General features: G+C 39.9%; 16 protein-coding genes and 2 pseudogenes. 4 read left to right on the top strand and 14 right to left on the bottom strand.

Annotated elements, in window-relative coordinates:
- Nucleotides 1-5 precede the first annotated feature (5 nt).
- From ACNAN0_RS05260 to ACNAN0_RS05235, 6 genes are read right to left on the bottom strand one after another with little or no spacing between them, the layout of a single operon-like run.
- Nucleotides 6-746: an amino acid ABC transporter ATP-binding protein gene (locus tag ACNAN0_RS05260; RefSeq protein ID WP_230914629.1), complete on the bottom strand. Its 741-nt coding sequence runs from the start codon at nt 744-746 to the stop codon at nt 6-8.
- Nucleotides 733-1,539: an amino acid ABC transporter permease gene (locus tag ACNAN0_RS05255; RefSeq protein WP_230914630.1), complete on the bottom strand. Its 807-nt coding sequence runs from the start codon at nt 1,537-1,539 to the stop codon at nt 733-735. Before ACNAN0_RS05255 ends, ACNAN0_RS05260 begins: the two co-directional genes overlap by 14 nt.
- A gap of 2 nt (nt 1,540-1,541) precedes the next feature.
- Nucleotides 1,542-2,255 (bottom strand): amino acid ABC transporter permease, encoded by a 714-nt coding sequence (locus ACNAN0_RS05250; RefSeq protein ID WP_230914631.1) that lies wholly within the window; start codon nt 2,253-2,255, stop codon nt 1,542-1,544.
- A 24-nt stretch (nt 2,256-2,279) separates the two neighbouring features.
- Nucleotides 2,280-3,131: a transporter substrate-binding domain-containing protein gene (locus tag ACNAN0_RS05245; RefSeq protein ID WP_416354066.1), complete on the bottom strand. Its 852-nt coding sequence runs from the start codon at nt 3,129-3,131 to the stop codon at nt 2,280-2,282.
- Between the two features lie 14 nt (nt 3,132-3,145).
- On the bottom strand, nt 3,146-3,919 hold the full coding sequence (locus ACNAN0_RS05240; protein WP_416354065.1) for a VOC family protein: 774 nt from the start codon (nt 3,917-3,919) through the stop codon (nt 3,146-3,148).
- 1 nt (nt 3,920) lies between these two features.
- Entirely contained in the window at nt 3,921-4,727 is an 807-nt protein-coding gene (locus ACNAN0_RS05235) for a pyrroline-5-carboxylate reductase family protein (RefSeq protein ID WP_416354064.1), read from the bottom strand.
- A gap of 541 nt (nt 4,728-5,268) precedes the next feature.
- On the opposite strand from ACNAN0_RS05235, the gene ACNAN0_RS05230 reads away from it, so the two are divergent.
- From ACNAN0_RS05230 to scrK, 3 genes and pseudogenes are all read left to right on the top strand, one after another.
- A complete protein-coding gene (locus tag ACNAN0_RS05230) occupies nt 5,269-6,555 on the top strand; it encodes an MFS transporter (protein WP_416354063.1) in 1,287 nt (428 codons plus the stop codon).
- Between the two features lie 82 nt (nt 6,556-6,637).
- Nucleotides 6,638-8,057: pseudogene (locus ACNAN0_RS05225) on the top strand (glycoside hydrolase family 32 protein).
- 21 nt (nt 8,058-8,078) lie between these two features.
- Nucleotides 8,079-8,951, top strand: a complete 873-nt coding sequence (scrK, locus tag ACNAN0_RS05220) for a fructokinase ScrK (RefSeq protein WP_416354062.1) — start codon at nt 8,079-8,081, stop codon at nt 8,949-8,951.
- A gap of 105 nt (nt 8,952-9,056) precedes the next feature.
- On the opposite strand, the gene ACNAN0_RS05215 is transcribed toward scrK, so the two are convergent.
- Nucleotides 9,057-9,689 carry an ABC transporter ATP-binding protein gene (locus ACNAN0_RS05215; protein WP_230914536.1) on the bottom strand — a complete coding sequence of 211 codons (633 nt, stop codon included), beginning with the start codon at nt 9,687-9,689 and terminating at the stop codon, nt 9,057-9,059.
- The gene (locus tag ACNAN0_RS05210) at nt 9,686-11,815 is read right to left on the bottom strand and encodes a DUF1430 domain-containing protein (RefSeq protein ID WP_230914535.1); all 2,130 of its coding nucleotides are present in this window, start codon (nt 11,813-11,815) and stop codon (nt 9,686-9,688) included. The genes ACNAN0_RS05215 and ACNAN0_RS05210 overlap by 4 nt, the downstream gene beginning before the upstream one ends.
- A 357-nt stretch (nt 11,816-12,172) precedes the next feature.
- Between ACNAN0_RS05210 and ACNAN0_RS05205 the strand changes: the two genes are divergently transcribed.
- A complete protein-coding gene (locus ACNAN0_RS05205; RefSeq protein ID WP_230914534.1) occupies nt 12,173-13,150 on the top strand; it encodes a LacI family DNA-binding transcriptional regulator in 978 nt (325 codons plus the stop codon).
- A 63-nt stretch (nt 13,151-13,213) separates the two neighbouring features.
- On the opposite strand, the gene ACNAN0_RS05200 is transcribed toward ACNAN0_RS05205, so the two are convergent.
- The 6 genes and pseudogenes from ACNAN0_RS05200 to rhaD form a co-directional block, all read right to left on the bottom strand.
- Nucleotides 13,214-13,834 (bottom strand): cation transporter, encoded by a 621-nt coding sequence (locus ACNAN0_RS05200; RefSeq protein ID WP_230914533.1) that lies wholly within the window; start codon nt 13,832-13,834, stop codon nt 13,214-13,216.
- A gap of 47 nt (nt 13,835-13,881) precedes the next feature.
- A complete protein-coding gene (locus ACNAN0_RS05195) occupies nt 13,882-14,151 on the bottom strand; it encodes a type II toxin-antitoxin system YafQ family toxin (RefSeq protein ID WP_269073950.1) in 270 nt (89 codons plus the stop codon).
- Between the two features lie 9 nt (nt 14,152-14,160).
- Nucleotides 14,161-14,526: a GNAT family N-acetyltransferase gene (locus tag ACNAN0_RS05190; RefSeq protein WP_330166094.1), complete on the bottom strand. Its 366-nt coding sequence runs from the start codon at nt 14,524-14,526 to the stop codon at nt 14,161-14,163.
- A gap of 2 nt (nt 14,527-14,528) precedes the next feature.
- On the bottom strand, nt 14,529-14,663 hold the full coding sequence (locus tag ACNAN0_RS05185; protein ID WP_269073949.1) for a hypothetical protein: 135 nt from the start codon (nt 14,661-14,663) through the stop codon (nt 14,529-14,531).
- 120 nt (nt 14,664-14,783) lie between these two features.
- Nucleotides 14,784-15,527, bottom strand: coding sequence for an SLAP domain-containing protein (locus ACNAN0_RS05180; RefSeq protein WP_416354061.1), 744 nt, complete (start codon nt 15,525-15,527; stop codon nt 14,784-14,786).
- Nucleotides 15,528-15,726: 199 nt separating this feature from the next.
- Nucleotides 15,727-16,533, bottom strand: a pseudogene (gene rhaD, locus ACNAN0_RS05175) (rhamnulose-1-phosphate aldolase).
- Between the last annotated feature and the right edge of the window lie 134 nt (nt 16,534-16,667).

Raw genomic sequence — 16,667 nt, 5'->3', positions numbered from 1 at the left:
ACCTCCTAAACAGTTGCTAAAATTTCGGCTAAAAATTGTTTGGTTCGCGAAACTTTTGGTGTTGTGAAAAGTTGACTGGGCTGTCCCTTTTCAATCACATGACCATCAGCCATAAAAATAACTTGATTAGAAACATCGCGAGCAAAACTCATTTGATGGGTGATCACCACCATCGTCATGCCTTCTGCTGCTAATTGCCGCATAACCTGCAAAACATCAGTTACTAATTCAGGATCTAATGCTGAGGTTGGCTCATCAAAGAAAATCACTTTTGGATTTAAAGCAATGGCCCGGGCAATCCCTACCCGCTGCGCCTGTCCTCCTGATAATTGAGATGGATAATAATCTTGAAAGTCAGCTAAACCGACCTTTGCTAATGCACTGACCGCAATAGCTTTTGCGGCCGCTTTTGAACGCTTTTGCGCAACAATCAAGCCTTCTGTCACATTCTGCAAGACGGTCTTATTATTAAATAAATTATAGTTTTGAAATACAAAACCTACATTACGGCGAATTGTCTGAATATCTCTTTTGGTTAGATCAGCAAAATCTTTGTCAATACCCGCAAACTGAATATGCCCGCCATCTGCTTGTTCCAAGGTCGTAATTATGCGTAAAAAAGTTGTCTTACCAGAACCGCTCGGTCCGATAAGTGTGATTACATCACCTTGATGAACGGTTAAATCAATATCTTCTAAAATCGTGCGCTGACCAAAACGCTTCTTTAAATGACTAATTGTTAACATGATTGACCTCCTTAGCGATAAACTGTGCGCGTTTTGCTTGGGTATTTGTCACTGCGGTATTTGGCTGCCTGAAACTGAACAAGCGCTGAAACCAGTTTTTATTGGGCTCAGCTACCAGATATCGACTAAAGTAGTGCGTCAAGGTTGAAAATAAGAACTCAGCCACGTAAGCAATGACAAGGTAATAAACCCAAACCACCAAATAAGCTTCCAAGAAATTATACGAAAAGGCTGCTTGCGTTTTAGCCACTGCTGTGATGTCCTTGACAGACATAATAAAAGCCAAAGAAGAATTTTTGATCAAATAAAGCGTTGTATTGGTGATATTGGGTAAGGCAGAAATCAGGGCTTGGGGTAAAATCACACGTAAAAAGGTTTGTGCTGGCGTCATACCCACAAGCAGCCCAGCTTCCAACTGCCCTTTATCGACTGTCTGCAGTGCAGAACGGAAAACTTCTGTCAAAGTTGCCACACTGTTCAAGGCAAAAACGATATAAGCGTAAATAATTGGATCAATGTTAAAGGCAGTTTTGCCGATAAACTGTGCTAGAAAACTTGGAAAAGCGCTGTAAACAATCAGGATTTGCGCAATAATTGGTGTCCCGCGCACGAATGAGACATATAGGCGGACTAGTGGGCTTAACACCTTGACTTGATAAATACGTATCAATGCAAACAAAAAACCTATCGGTAAAGAAATGATCAGCGCCACTAAAACGATTTTGAGTGTGACTGGTACGCCTTGCAGGGTCAACTTGAATACTTGACCCATGAATGCTGTATCTAAAGACATCTTTATACCGCCTCTCTTGATCCATCAATCGTCTGTCGCTTGCGTCTATAGGCTTTTTCAGCACTTGACACAAATTTATCAATTGCTAATGAGATCACCCAATAAATTAAAGCTAAAGCGCCATAAGTTTCAAAAGCAAAGCCACCCGAGTTGTTAGAAACGATCATTTGTGCCTTAGCAACCATATCTACCACGCCAATGGTGAACGTCAATGCCCCTTCTTTAAGTAAATTGATCACTGAATTGGCAAAATTGGGTAACGCAATCACGAAAGCCTGAGGTAGCAGAATGCGATAAAAGACTTGAAACTTAGTCATGCCAACCAGTAAACCAGCTTCCTGCTGACCTTTAGGCACGGCAAGATATGCTGAACGCATGATTTCGGCTACTGGCGCTGAAAATAGCAAGGTCAAAGCAATGATCACAAAATACATCCGCTGCCAGCCTTCAATATTAAGATGAAACCAGCCTTTGAAAAGAAAAGGCAGGCCATAATAGACTATAAAGATCATAATAATTGCTGGCGTTGCTCGAATAACGCTCACATAAATAGACGTTAGCCAGCGCACTGATTTGAGCCGACTCATTTTCCCCCAAGCCAGTAAAAAGCCAAAAATCGTCCCGATTCCAATGGAAATGACTGAGATAAGCAATGTGATCCAAATTGCTGGTAGAATCTGCTGCACAAATTGAAGAATCAAACTCAATTCTTTCATAAAGGGCCTCGTTTCTTAATGTCTTCAATCAAATTTTTGATTTAAAAGTTTGAAGTTATCTTGACCAAAGTATTTTTTTGAAATCTTGCTAGCTTCACCAGACGCAATAATTTTCTTAATGGCTTGATCATAGGCAGCCGCTAGTTTCTTCTGATCTTTATTGAATAACGGATAGGTCTTGATGCCGCCCAAAGTGACATAGGTCAATTTGCCTTTCAAATCAGCATTGGCGCCATTTTTCTTTTCTACATTGGCCTGAAACATTGGTTTGATGGCAAAAAATGCATCATAGCGGCCTTCATTGACCCATTTCAAAGCATCAGAAACAACAAAAGTATCTGCACTGCCTAATTTAATTTTAGGGGTGTGTTTTTTGTTATAATCGGCGATTACGGCATATTGGCCATTCTGAGGTGCGATGGGCACTAATTTACCATGGTTCTTAGTCAATTTTTTTAAACTATCATATTTTGCTTTATCTTTTGTGCGGACAACAAAACCAGAATCACTGACGCCAAAATAGTTTTTTGGAAAGAGATAAGTCTTAGCTCGATCGGCGGTATAAAAAATATTTTTCACACCGACAGCATATTTGCCGCTCTTAACGCCAATCAAAACGTCATCGTCACTTGTCCCGGTATATTTGAACTTATACTGGGGTAGCGCTTTATCCACTGCTTTCATAATGGCAACATCATAGCCATCACCTTGTTTGTTACTGTTCTGATAAGTAATTGGATAATTGGTCGTTGCATAGGCCACTTTGACTGTCGTAACCGCTTGTGCTGGGCGAGCAAAACCTAAAATAGCAAATACACCAGCCACCACTGTCGTTAGCGACAATACAATAATTTGAATCATTCGTTTCTTGATCATGTTTTTCCCTCCATTTAGGCTTCAAATACCAATTTTGCAGTACCAAATTGCAATGTTTGTGGTAAATTTTTTACAGTTGCCCCCTTAAAGCGCAACGTGACTAAATGATTTTCATCACCTTGAATAAAACGAAATTGGCGTTCCTGTATAGGTACGATCCAATCCTCGTTTTGTTGGCTCGCGGTGCTATTGAGCATTTGTGCCCACCGTTCAGCCACTGCTTGAGGATTTGAAACTTTAAAAACACCTTCATGAACCAGAATATTGCCAATAGAATGCGAGACTAAAAGCTGTTGCGCTTTTAATTGTGCCGTTCGTTCTGCGTCACTCATCTGCCAATTGATAAAAAACGGGTAAGGCAGTCCAGCAATCGTATCATCAATAAAAAAGATGGTCCAGGAAATTAAATGTCCCTGTTCATCTCGCCGTTGACCTTCCTGGATTGGCCCTACTTTGATATCAGCCGAACGTAAGCGCTGCCACGTCGCTTGGATATCTGATGTTCTAATAGCAACCGTATTAAAGCGCTCGCGTTGATGCTTAAAATCTTGAATGGCGTCATAGACAGAGGCCGCATCTGAACGCTGGACACTCTGAGCTTTTTGGCGATCATCAACAGTGATCAGCTCAATGTAGTTCAAGCCAAAGTACCCGAGGGCATTAGCCGTCCCCCAAGCCTCGTGGCGACCACCGCGAGCAAAAATCACCCCGACTGCTTTAAAATCAGCAATGGCTTGATCTAAATCTTGAATATTAAGCATTGAATGATCCCAATTTAATATCTCCAAATTAATGCCCTCCCAACTCAGTTGTCCGTTTAATTGCTGCCAAAACAGCATTTTGAATACCTGCAGCAAAATCACTTGCATCTAGTTCATGTTGCGCGGCAATACCGACCCCACCTGCTGAATTATTAATATCCAATAATTCGGCTGGGTGTTTTCCAGTTAGTTCTAACATTCTCGCAGCACCTTGCAGATTTTCCAAGGCGATCGCATTCGCTTGCTTGCGCGATAAACCACCCAAAACACCCGCATTAGTTAAAGCAATGAAAAAATTATAAATATAATTTGGGCCAGCCACGCCATAACCGGTATAACTATCAATTTGTGTTTCTGGAATATAATCTACCTTGCCAAAACTCTTAACAAATGGCTCAACTTGGGCCTGGTCAGCATGAGCTGATAAGGTAACGCCACTATAGCCAAAACCCGTATCAGTTAAAGTGTTCGGAATGACTCGTGTTACTGCCAAATTGCTAACATTAGAAGCAGCTTTTAATTGATCAAGGGTCACACCAGCAATGATTGAAACTACCTGTGCGTGGGTATTTGTTTGTGCAATGGTTTGGATCAAGCCTACCCAGTCATCTTGGGGGCGAACGCCAAGTAAAATAATTGCTGCTTCTGCTAACCGTTTTTGGTCTATCTTTGAGTCGCTGCCAATCGCAAATGTTTCGCGCAAATAAGTGACTCGATCCGGACTAATATCATTGACGAATACGTCTGTTGGTTGGAATGCATGTTTTTTCAATGCTGCGCGTAAAATGGCAGTCACCATTTGACCGCCGCCAAAACTGTACAATGCTGTTGTCATAAAAAACCTCCTAAAAAAATAAAAAAATAGCGTGAACTAAGGGCTATACTTAGTTCACGCTACAACGAATTTACGTGTATGTATCAGTCTTCAACTTTGACTAGTTTAGGCTTTTAGGCCAATATCAAGATACATTCAAGAATAGATGATCACGTAATTGTCTATGCGAAACTAAGCCGATTTCAGAACACATCGACATACAGCACATATTACAATTCATCATCATCATTGCATGCATCTTGCAAACCTCCAATCAAAATCTAATTACTATTTAATAAAACTAGCATGGGAAAACGTATCTGTCAACATTAAATATTATTTTTTTAATTTATACATCAGTTCAGGCTAATGCGTCTCTTGGTGATACGGCATTAGCATGTCGCTTCAAGCACCATAGCTGATGAAATTATATTCGTTTAAATATGACAACCGGTTGACATATGAAAACGGTTCAATTATACTTCTATTCGTAAGCAATTGCTAAAGCGTTTTCACTAGTGAATACAGATCATTTAAATTTATGACAGGGAGTCAACAGACTATGGTAAATCAAAAGCAGCTGACAACAACGCTAAAGAATCCGTCTTATTTACAAAGTTCACTGACATTATTACTTTTTTTTGCTTCATGGGGTATTTGGTGGTCTTTCTTTCAATTATGGTTAACCTCTGAAAAAAATGGCCTTGGCCTATCTGGGAGTGCCGTTGGGACGATTTTTTCAGCCAACTCATTAGTAACCTTAATTTTGATGTTCGTTTATGGCGCTTTACAGGATAAATTACGAATTAAAAGAACTTTACTTATTTTTTGTGCTACGATTGCAACCTTGATTGGTCCCTTCTTCGTTTTGTTATATGCCCCCTTGTTGAAAACACATTTTATGGTGGGCATTGTAGTGGGTTCAATCGTATTATCAGCTGGCTTTTTAGCCGCTGCCGGCATTTTTGAAGCCGTTTCAGAGAAATTCAGCCGTCAATTTGACTTTGAATACGGCCAAGCTCGGGCCTGGGGTTCTTTTGGATATGCGTTGGTCGCTTTACTGGCCGGCTTCTTATTCGTTATTGATCCAAAATTAAATTTTTGGGGTGGTTCATTCTTTGGCCTTTTACTATTAGCAAATTTAATTTTTTGGCAGCCTAAAGCCGAAAAGCAAGCTTTACAAAATATGACAGTAACGGACGCAACCACCAGTCAAACACCTTCTATTAAGGACATGCTGCATCTATTAAAATTACCAGAACTTTGGTTGATCATCATTTTTATCATGTTTACTTGGACTTTTTACACGGTCTTTGATCAACAAATGTTCCCCGATTTCTACACCAAACTTTTTGCCACTCCTGAATTAGGCCAGCATATGTATGGCACATTAAATTCAATTCAAGTCTTCTGTGAAGCATTAATGATGGGTGTGGTCCCATTGATCATGAAAAAAATTGGCGTTCGCAACACTTTATTACTCGGTATTACGGTAATGTGCTTACGCATTGGTGCTTGTGGCTTTGCAACAAATCCAGTTGCCATTTCTTTGATCAAAATGTTACACTCGCTGGAAGTACCTTTATTTACCCTCCCTATGTTTCGTTACTTCACATTGCATTTTAATACCAAACTTTCAGCAACTTTATATATGGTTGGTTTTCAAGTGGCTGCCCAAGTTGGTCAAGTAATCTTGTCCACGCCATTAGGCACGCTCCGAGACCATATCGGATATAGCGATACTTTCCGCGTGATTTCTGGCATCGTTTTGGTAGCCGGTATTTATTCCTTCTTCATTTTGAAACGGGACGATAAAGATGTCCATGGTGATCCCTTTATCCGCGCTTAATTTTTTTGCTATTTATGACAACCGGTTATCATCTTTTAAAATCTATCAAATCATATTTCAGATCATAGAAAGGATTTTTCCTATGTTAACGCAATCACCTATCTCTTTGACAGATACCCGCTATCGCTTAGGTTACCACGTCATGGCGCCTTCTGGCTGGATCAACGATCCCAACGGTTTTTGTTACTTCAAAGGCTATTATCATATCTTTTACCAGTATTATCCTTATGCTGCTGAATGGGGCCCCATGCATTGGGGGCATGCCGCAGTACCGACTTAGTCCACTGGGAGACACTGCCCATCGCCTTGACACCTGGCGACCCCGAAGACGCTGGCGGTTGCTTTTCTGGTAGTGCCATCGTTAAAAATGACAAACTATATCTCATCTATACGGGACAACATTACTACGACGATGACGATCCCGATCATTTCTGGGAAAACCAAAATTTGGCCTATAGTACGGATGGCATTCATTTTACCAAATACGAGCTTAACCCGATCATTGCTCAAGCGCCGCAGATAATACCCAGCATTTTCGTGACCCAAAGGTTTGGGCCTATGATGGCAATTACTACCTTGCCTTAGGCAGCCAAGCACAAGACGGGCTAGGCCGCGTAATTACTTATCGTTCCACTGATCTGCTGCATTGGCAATACTTAGGGCCAATCACCAAAGCCACCAATGCCAATCAAGAAGGCTACATGTGGGAATGTCCCGATTTTTTCTATCTGAATGGGCAACACGTTCTCCTCACCTCGCCTCAAGGTATCGTTCCGACACCAAAAAAATATCTTAATTTACATGAAACGGGCTATTTTATTGGCACTTATGATTACCAAACCAATCAATTCCAACGGGATACATTTAAGGAATTGGATCATGGCCACGATTTTTATGCCACTCAAACGACTTTGACCCCTGATGGCCGCCGAATCGTCATTGGTTGGCTGGCCATGTGGGAAAGTTTAATGCCTGAACAAGCAGATGGCTGGGCTGGTGCGCTAACCTTACCACGCGAGTTAGTGCTTCATGGCAATCATTTGGGGATGCGGCCAATTGCTGAAACGAAACAATTGCGTCAAGAAAAATTGCTAGACGACAAAAAGACTTTTCAAAATCAATGGTTGTTGAGCACAACAGAGCGGCACTTAGAATTCCAAATTGAATTAGAGGATGCACAAACCGATTTTACCTTTAAAATCGCTAGCCCCAATGGCGACACATTCACAAAATTAGCTTATTTGGCAGATAGTCATGAATTCGTTTTAAGTCGATCTGATCGCGAAGATCAGAGGTATGCTACAATAGACCAATCGGAAAAAGTGGTGCTGGCTATTTTCATTGATCAAAGCTCAGCCGAGATTTTCATCAATGATGGCGCCGCAACTTTTTCAGAACGATTTTATATGGCTACTGCGCCAACGATCAGTTTAGAAACAAAAAGTACATTGACCGCCAGCGTGACAACTTATAAACTAGCAAAAGATGCGATCAAATTTTAAAACAATATTGGAGGTTTCATTTTGCAAATTGGTAGTATTGAAGCAGGTGGTACAAAATTTGTTTGTGCTATCGGTGATGAAGATTATCGGATCAAAGATCAAACTCAATTTCCCACCACCACCCCGGAAGAAACATTACAGAAAACTCTGGATTATTTTGCCAAGTTTGACATTGATGCTTTGGGCATCGCCTCTTTTGGCCCGATTGAAATTCGCCAAAGCTCACCAAAATATGGCTATGTAACGAATACACCGAAACCCGGTTGGAAAAATACTGATTTTGTAGGTACTTTGAAGCAAAAAATCCGGGTCCCTATGTTCTGGACGACAGACGTTAATGGGTCGGCTTATGGGGAATACGTTATGTCTACCCTAGCCAACGAAAAAATCGATTCGTTGGTTTATTACACGATTGGCACTGGTGTCGGTGCTGGCGCGGTCATTGATGGCGAATTTTTAGGTAACGCTGGCCATCCAGAAATGGGCCATACCTTTCTTAAACGCCATCCCCAAGATTTAGATTTCCCTGGTATTTGCCCATTTCATAAAGATTGTTTGGAAGGACTAGTCAGTGGGCCAACTTTAGAAGCGCGGCTGGGCATTAAGGGCCCTGAAGTCCCCCGTGACCATCCAGTTTGGGATATTATGGCCTACTACTTGGCGCAAGCGGCTATTCAGGCAACTTTGATCATTCGACCAGATAAAATTGTTTTTGGCGGCGGTGTTGTTGACGAGGCACTCTTAGAAAAAGTACGTGTTCAATTTGATCAATTACTCAACCACTATATTGACCTACCACCTTTAAAAAATTATATTACCATGCCCCAAGTTGCTAACAATGGCTCCGCGACATTAGGTGATTTTGCCCTTGGTATCAAGGCCTTAAAAGACTAGCTAAAAAAGATTCTCTCCCAAATAGTTGCGGAAAGAATCTTTTTTTAATGGACACGTTCTAACAAACAAAACGGTGACTGCCGATACTTGATCTAAATGAATCATTTAAGAAAGGTAAATAATTCTGGAGCAAAATTCGGCAACTTTAGGATCATGGGTCACAATAACGACCGTCTTCCCCTCTTCATTCATATGACTAATTTCTTTCAAAATAATATCTCGATTTTTTTCATCTAATGATCCAGTAGGCTCATCAGCTAAAATTAACTCACTGGGTTTGATCAAACAACGTGCGACAGCTACTCTTTGTTGCTGTCCACCAGATAATTCATAGACCTTTCGCTGTTCAAATCCAGCCAAATTCACTTTAGCTAATACCGTCTTAATTTGCTGTTTTTTCGCTTTTTGATTTAATTTCAAATATTTTTGAGCAATCTCCAGGTTTTGAGCGACCGTTTCATTGTCTATTAGTGCAAAATTCTGAAAAATATAATTGATGCGTTCTCGAATCATGCGATTAGCCAGCCGACTATTGGGTTTTATATTTGAGTAATCATCAAATTGATAATCCCCAGCATCAAAACTATCTACTAGACCCAAAATATTGAGTAATGTTGACTTGCCAGATCCACTAGGTCCCATGATTGCAACCATCTCACCACGGCCAATAGTTAAACTAATATTATTGAGCACCGTGTGGTTACCAAATTTTTTTATAATATTCGTTAGTTGAATCATGATGATGCTCCTTTCAAAGACGCAATAAGATTCTTATTTTCTTTCCGATACAACATGAATAACGTCAGGCATAAGTCACTAAGCACCAATACAACGCCAATATAAAGGGCATAGATAGATTTGCCAAAGATAACTGCTGCTGATATTTGTATCGTATACATAATGAATAGAGAAACGAAAATATTATAGTATCTATCGTAAATTTTTATACCTAGTAATCGTAAAACTGCTAAGCGGGATCGATTGGTTTCAAAATACAAATTACTAGCAAATAGTGACGTTACTAAAGAAACAAAAAACATGATGATTAGAGCACTTAATGCAAGTGTTAGACCGAGTCGAGAGGACGCAGTCGTTGTGTTTAAAATTGAGCCGATGGTTGAAAACTGAAGTTTGATTCCTTTTAACTGTTTGGGTGAACTCAACGCCTTCAACTTTTCTCGGTTGGCAGCTGTATTGTTTAATCTTATTGGGTTGGTAACACCAGTTGTTAGTAGCTGGGCTTTACTCTGTTGGTCTAAATTTTGAGTGTCAATTACCTCATAGATTGGATTTACCACCGAGTGTATATTGCCATCACTATCAAAAATTTGGGTCTGATAATGCCGATCACGCTCATAAAAGTGAATATTAGCCTTAATCTTGCTGCTATGCTTATTGCTTACCTCACCTGGATGCTGTGCAGATACTATTAAAGCACCTAACTTCCTAATTTTGTCCGATTGCCTCCTATCAACTTGTGGTGCCAAGATAAGATTTTGGGAAGGCTGCTTAACATTCAAGCCAATCGTCTTAAGATAATTTTGGTTGACCCTTACAACTGTAAATTTCTCGTTGTAATCAAATTCATCAGCTCCAAGGCCATTAGCAAAGGCTTTACGGGGATAAATGACTTCACCATAAACAAAATCAGCAGCTAATTTACGATCTAATTTTGAAAAAAGAATCCCCATAGTCGCTTCATTTTTGCCATTATTTAGCTCAAAATTTCTTAACGCCTCGCCACCAGTAAACCCTATTTTCTCAATCGTAAGATTTTTGTTCACTGCCTGTGCGGCACGATAAGTCTCATTTGCATTAAAAATATCCCTAATATTTGCAACAGTGCCAATCAACAGAACTGTTGTTAAAATCACCGTTATGGCTTTTAGAACTAGCATGGTAAATATACCAAGCCTAAAATTCAAGGTGTTTTTAAGAAAATTCACAATATGAATACTTTTAACTAATACTAACGAAATCAGAACTGCAACGGTAAGTATGACTATAACAACAAGCTGAGCTAGCGAGAACACATTCCAAAAACCATTTGGATGAAAATGGAACGCGATCTTCACGAATAAAAAGTTTATCAAAATACAAAACGCCAACACGAGACTAGGTGTTAGATACAAGGCTTTGATGACAGCAAAATTAGAGAAACCCGATAGTTTCCAAATGCCAATCCTTTTAACATTGGTCATCGTCAGTGAAATGATACTTAAAAAAGCCATGATGGCTAGTACGAGAAAAAGCGCAAAGTAAATCATTAAATTACGGTTAACGAATTCTTTCCTGGACTGTAATTTAGATGTCAACAAATCAGCACGGGAACTATTAAAAAAACGGACAAGTTGTGAAACGACGATTGTCTTTCGATTTTTGTTTTCTGGAATTATGGTATAAATACCATTCACAGATTTGTCACCATTTTGGAAATATTTCGCCATGCTTTGTAATCTAATTTGTAGATTTCTGTCAAATGTAGGAATGTAGCGTTGATTTATAACCGACTTTTTCTGGGTATAGGTCTGATTGCGATTATTAAATAGCTGAGCTTTCGAATCGTTTTGGAAAAAATTAGTATAAGGAAAGCTATCTTTATTGAGCACCGCAGATTTAATAACTTTTTGATTTGAAAAATCAGTCCGAATAATCGTCACTTTTTGTGATTTTGCCAATTTATTAAAAAAAAGTAGCGTCTCTCGTGGTGTTTTTGTACTATTATCAACATAGATTTTAAAAGAATTTTCTGTCGTTTCTATATTTTCTATCCGAATTTGATCTTTAGTAGAAAAAATATTAATTATTAATAAGCTCGAGAAAAAGGTCATCAAAACAAGAAATACAATAATTGACCGTTTCAATGTGACCATCTCCTAATTAATTAGAATTCTAAGTAAAAAAATGTCCTTATTTCTAATTAGTGATTAAACTAACCATAGAAATAAGGACAACAAAAATATATACAAAACATTTAAATGACACTAATGAGCGTTAGATATAATTTAATAATAGTGCAATGATGCATTCGCCAATTCATATAAAACAAGCCTATGCTACCACGTCCTGAGTATATTCGCTTATTTTAAAAAACACAATTATTTTGTCTCAATATATTTTAAAATATTGCTAATAAATGAGTATCAACTTTAATCAGCGTAGCTTAATGTACTAATGTATAATAAAATAAATACATCATTTTTAGATAGAGGCCGTAAGTCATGACGCCAAAATTAGAGGACGTTGCCAAACTGGCAAAAGTATCCAAAACAACTGTTTCCCGCGTACTCAATAAACGCGGTTATTTAAGTCAAAAGACCATTGATCGAGTATACGCCGCCATGCGTGAGCTTAATTATCATCCAAATGTCGTCGCACGGCAATTATACAAAAGTCAAACAAATTTGATTGGCCTATTATTTCCCACAGTTGCCAATCCTTTTTTTGGTGAACTCGTAGATGCTTTAGAAAAAAACTTATACCGCCAGGGTTTCAAAGTACTCATCGGCAATTCAATGAATGACCCTAAAAAAGAAGCTGCCTACTTAGACCAATTATTGATCAAACAAGTAGATGGTCTGATCGTAGGCACGCATAATCAGGGCATTAAGGAATATGATACCGCAAACTTACCAATTGTTGCGATTGATCGCATCATGAATGCCGACATTCCGATCGTTGAGTCTGATAACTATCGTGGCGGTGAGCTGGCCACTGAGCGTTTGATCCAGCGAGGTGCCAAACACATCATTCATACAAACGGCCCTATTGACTTAGAAACGCCAGCACGGCGGCGGCGCGTTGCTTATGAGGGCACCATGCAGGCCCATAACTTAGAGCCATTGACCTACACGGTGGATTTTAATATTTCAGCCAAAGCGAAAAAAGAGATTTTTGAAAAAATTTTTCAGGAACATCCAGAGGTTGAAGCCGTCTTTGCAGCTAATGATGTAGATGCTGCATTGATTATGAACGTTGCCCAAAAACTAGGCCGGCAAGTTCCAAAAGATTTTCTGGTCATCGGTTATGATGGTACCCAGGTTGTTCGCGAATTAATGCCTAATTTAACCACCATTATGCAACCAACGGCACAAATGGCTGAACAGGCAGTTAAGGTTTTAGGTCAGCGTATGAATAATGAACCTACAGAAACGGAATACATTTTACCCGTTAAATTGTGGTCTGGAACAAGCGCATAATTGTTGCGTAAAAAAGACAGGTTTGCTAGTCAGCCACCTGTCTTTTTTGTGCCTATTAAATATTTAATCATCATGCCCAAGACCAGTTTGAACAGACTCCCAACCTTCACTGGCAATAAAATAAACCAACACTAAAGCGGCCACAGAATCAGCCCACCACCAACCGAGCCAAGCTGTTAAAATTGCGCCAACTAAAACAGTACCAGCCATATAAGCGCAAGTGATATTACACATGCCATCTTCAATTAACGCATCCGACTGTAGTGCTTTGCCCAACCGGCGCTTATTAATGGTCAAAATTGGCATTAAAATTACCGACGCAATTGCAATGGCAATACCCGAAAGACTACGGTCAGCAGCTTGACGTGTCATCAGGTTAAAAATGGATACAGCAACGACATAAACAGCTAATAACAATAAAATAATGCCAACGATCAGCGAAGACCGTCGTTCAGCCGCCGCTATTTCAGCTTGTTCATGACCATTGGCTTCTTTTTTCAAGCGCCAAATCAAAGTGCTGCCGGAAATGATTTCCAAAAAACTATCCAAACCAAAAGCAATCAATAAAATAGAGCCTGCTTTTAAGCCTGAATAAAAACCAACGACAAATTCAAAAAACATCCATGCCGTTGAAAAATATTCGATCCGTAAACTTTTGTGAATGAGTTGCTTTGTTTCAGTCATTATTCTGCCCCAATACTAAAATATTTAATTGACTCTGCCTTAGTTTACTATACTTCGCCATGCCGGCCAACATCTAAGAATCGAATTATGTTGCCATTATATTGATAAATAACCAACCAGCTATGTTTCACAAAAAAGGCGCGTTGGTGCTTTCGGTTTGAGATAGGATGATCATTTGCCTGCTCCGGTAAAGGTTTTCCTTGCAGTAATAATTGCATCAATGTTTCAAATTCTGCCTTTTTAAAATGACCATTACGAATCATTTGCTGCAAATGCTTTTTAAAGCGGGATTGATAATGCGGGATATAACTTGCCAAGAAATCACCTTATTCATCCAATATTTTAGCCATGTAAAACTCGTTTTCACAATGGACATGTTGAAAAATCGCATCGCTTCCTTGCCCTTCAATTTTAAATCCCATTTTATGATAAAGACCTAAAGCTGCTTGATTATGGACCATTACCGTCAACTCTAAACGATTGATTTGATGCTGCTTTGCCCATTCAAATAAAGCTGCAAACAAGTGCCTACCGACCTGCTGGTGGCGAAACGCTTGCAGCACACCGACGGCGAGATGGGCGATATGTTGTACCTTTTGTACACTAGAAACATTGGCACTTAGAAAGCCAATGATTTGCTGTTGCACCTTGGCAACCAGTATTATACCGCCTTGATCAATTGTATTTTGAATTTTTACACGCTCGTTTCTATATGTCGGTCGCGCTCGCCAGGTTCAAGTAACATCTTGTCCGTTTCAGTGTCTAACTGTTGTAAGAAAGCTAGAAACTGTGCTGCTTCAGACGGTAATAAAGTTGCAATTGTAATCACTGTTCAGAACACCTCCAAACACCTAATACTGTCATAAATATCTATATGTATCATAACAAAATTTACCGTAAAAAAATGACGTAGATAGACAATAAAGTCATCGCGTCATTTTTTTAGATGTTACAGCACCCAACCGGCAGTATCTTCGATCCACTCATTTTCAGTACCGATTCGATAATAACTATGGCCGTCAATAAATTTAGCGTCCAAAATACGCCAACTACTGCCTGGTGCCAACTGACGTGTCACTTTACCATCACTGTCTATGAGTGCTGCTGAATGTGTATGATCAACGACAAATGTACCCGCAAAATCGCCCTCTTGTGTACTAAAAACAGCGAGATCAAAATAAGGGTCTCCAGTCACACTATCGCCATTGCCAAAATAATAACGGTAACTGCCGTAGTTTTGATTAATTGCTTTAACACTGCTGACTTTCCAAGCCGTATGACCGCCTAAATAGTGCCCGTTTTCAGTGTACATGCCATGGTAGACATATAGTACTGTATTATACAGTGGCCGAATATCTGAAAAAGAAACATCTTTACTGCTGACCCATTCACTAGGTGCAACTAAATAACTTGTTGCGCCATCTGCCAGTTTATAGGCCATCAGCGCTGCCCAGGATTCACCATTCATGGGTAACGTTTTAGCAATTGGCATTGTCAGCGCATCATCAAGATACACCTGTGCACCTTCAGGATTTGTTACAACAACAGCCCCACTAATAATATTATCGGCTGGCTTATGATTGGTTGTAGCTGCTGGCACCGTTGTCTCAGCAGATTGAGCATGCACAACATTCACAAAAGGTACGAAAATCAGTCCAACAATTAAAAATAACAGTTTTTTCTTTACACTCATATTACATCCTCCCTTATTTGTAACACTTACGTAATATTATATGTTTTTTATCGGTAAAGTAAAAGTATCATTTTAAAAATAATGCTGTCAAAAAAAGACTTGAAAGCGAAACGAATCAGCGTTTTTTCAAGTCTTTTCCATATCAGCAATCTGAATATAATCTATTCAGCGTCAAAATGAATTCAATTTATTTAAATAACTATCTAACTGTCTCTAAGGTTTTCCCAGTCATAAATTCAGGATTAGGTGTCAAATCAAATCGTTTCGCCAACTTGACGAGATCCGCATCCGAGATCTCAGCAAGGCATTCGCCGCCTTGAGCTTGGATCGTAGTATAGATCTGAGCTGCCTTTTCGACAGTTTCGATCAGACCATAAGTCTCGTCAATGGAATCTCCAGCCGCGAAGATACCATGGTGCGGCCACATCACGACCCGAAAATCGGCCATCTTATCAGCCGTTGCTTGACCGATCTCATTCGTGCCTGGTGTCATGTAAGGCAGGATCCCCAAGCCTTCAGGGAACACGACGATAGATTCAGCCTGCATCTTCCAAAGGATCCGACTGAATGTCTTCTCGTCTTGAGGGACAGTGAAAGACATGGCGATCAGATTCGTTGGATGGCAATGCATGACTACCCGTTGATCTGGATCTTGCTTTAATCTTTGGATATGCGTCATCAAATGTGATGGAAATTCACTGGTAGGTTGGCCGCCATCATTGAAGCCCAGAGCAAGTCGGCACTATGACCATCGTCGGAAGATCTTGACTAAGCCCGTATCTCGTTCTGGAAAATCAATGACGTTCTTGAAGTAGCGGCCAGTCCCGGTGACTAAGAAGTAAGTCCCCTTCAAAGCACTGGCATCAAAGTCGATGGGGATATTGCGGAGAACTTGATGGACATCGCTATAAGCACTGACTTCAGCTTCAGTCAAGCGATAGCTGACGTTGCCCCCATTCCGTTCGTCCCAGCCATGACGATACAATTCATTGGTGATCTTACGCATTTCAGTCACATAAGGTGAATTGACAAAAGTTTCTTTGTCACTACCTGGTTTGAGAAAATCATTGCGTGAATTCAAATTGATTACTCCTTTTTGATTAAAATCCTGTCTGCGAAAAACAAGCGCTTTCAGATTGA

Origin of the sequence: Agrilactobacillus fermenti (assembly GCF_047943045.1) — a bacterium.
GTDB lineage: Bacteria > Bacillota > Bacilli > Lactobacillales > Lactobacillaceae > Agrilactobacillus > Agrilactobacillus fermenti.
Note: the sequence above shows the minus strand (reverse complement) of the source record. Positions and strands in the feature narration are given on the sequence as shown.

Bases quoted from the DNA above. Each gene is read 5' to 3' on its own strand.
- ACNAN0_RS05260 (WP_230914629.1), bottom strand. From the start codon at position 746: ATGTTAACAATTAGTCATTTAAAGAAGCGTTTTGGTCAGCGCACGATT.
- ACNAN0_RS05255 (WP_230914630.1), bottom strand. From the start codon at position 1,539: ATGTCTTTAGATACAGCATTCATGGGTCAAGTATTCAAGTTGACCCTG.
- ACNAN0_RS05250 (WP_230914631.1), bottom strand. From the start codon at position 2,255: ATGAAAGAATTGAGTTTGATTCTTCAATTTGTGCAGCAGATTCTACCA.
- ACNAN0_RS05245 (WP_416354066.1), bottom strand. From the start codon at position 3,131: ATGATCAAGAAACGAATGATTCAAATTATTGTATTGTCGCTAACGACA.
- ACNAN0_RS05235 (WP_416354064.1), bottom strand. From the start codon at position 4,727: ATGACAACAGCATTGTACAGTTTTGGCGGCGGTCAAATGGTGACTGCC.
- ACNAN0_RS05230 (WP_416354063.1), top strand. From the start codon at position 5,269: ATGGTAAATCAAAAGCAGCTGACAACAACGCTAAAGAATCCGTCTTAT.
- ACNAN0_RS05215 (WP_230914536.1), bottom strand. From the start codon at position 9,689: ATGATTCAACTAACGAATATTATAAAAAAATTTGGTAACCACACGGTG.
- ACNAN0_RS05205 (WP_230914534.1), top strand. From the start codon at position 12,173: ATGACGCCAAAATTAGAGGACGTTGCCAAACTGGCAAAAGTATCCAAA.
- ACNAN0_RS05200 (WP_230914533.1), bottom strand. From the start codon at position 13,834: ATGACTGAAACAAAGCAACTCATTCACAAAAGTTTACGGATCGAATAT.
- ACNAN0_RS05180 (WP_416354061.1), bottom strand. From the start codon at position 15,527: ATGAGTGTAAAGAAAAAACTGTTATTTTTAATTGTTGGACTGATTTTC.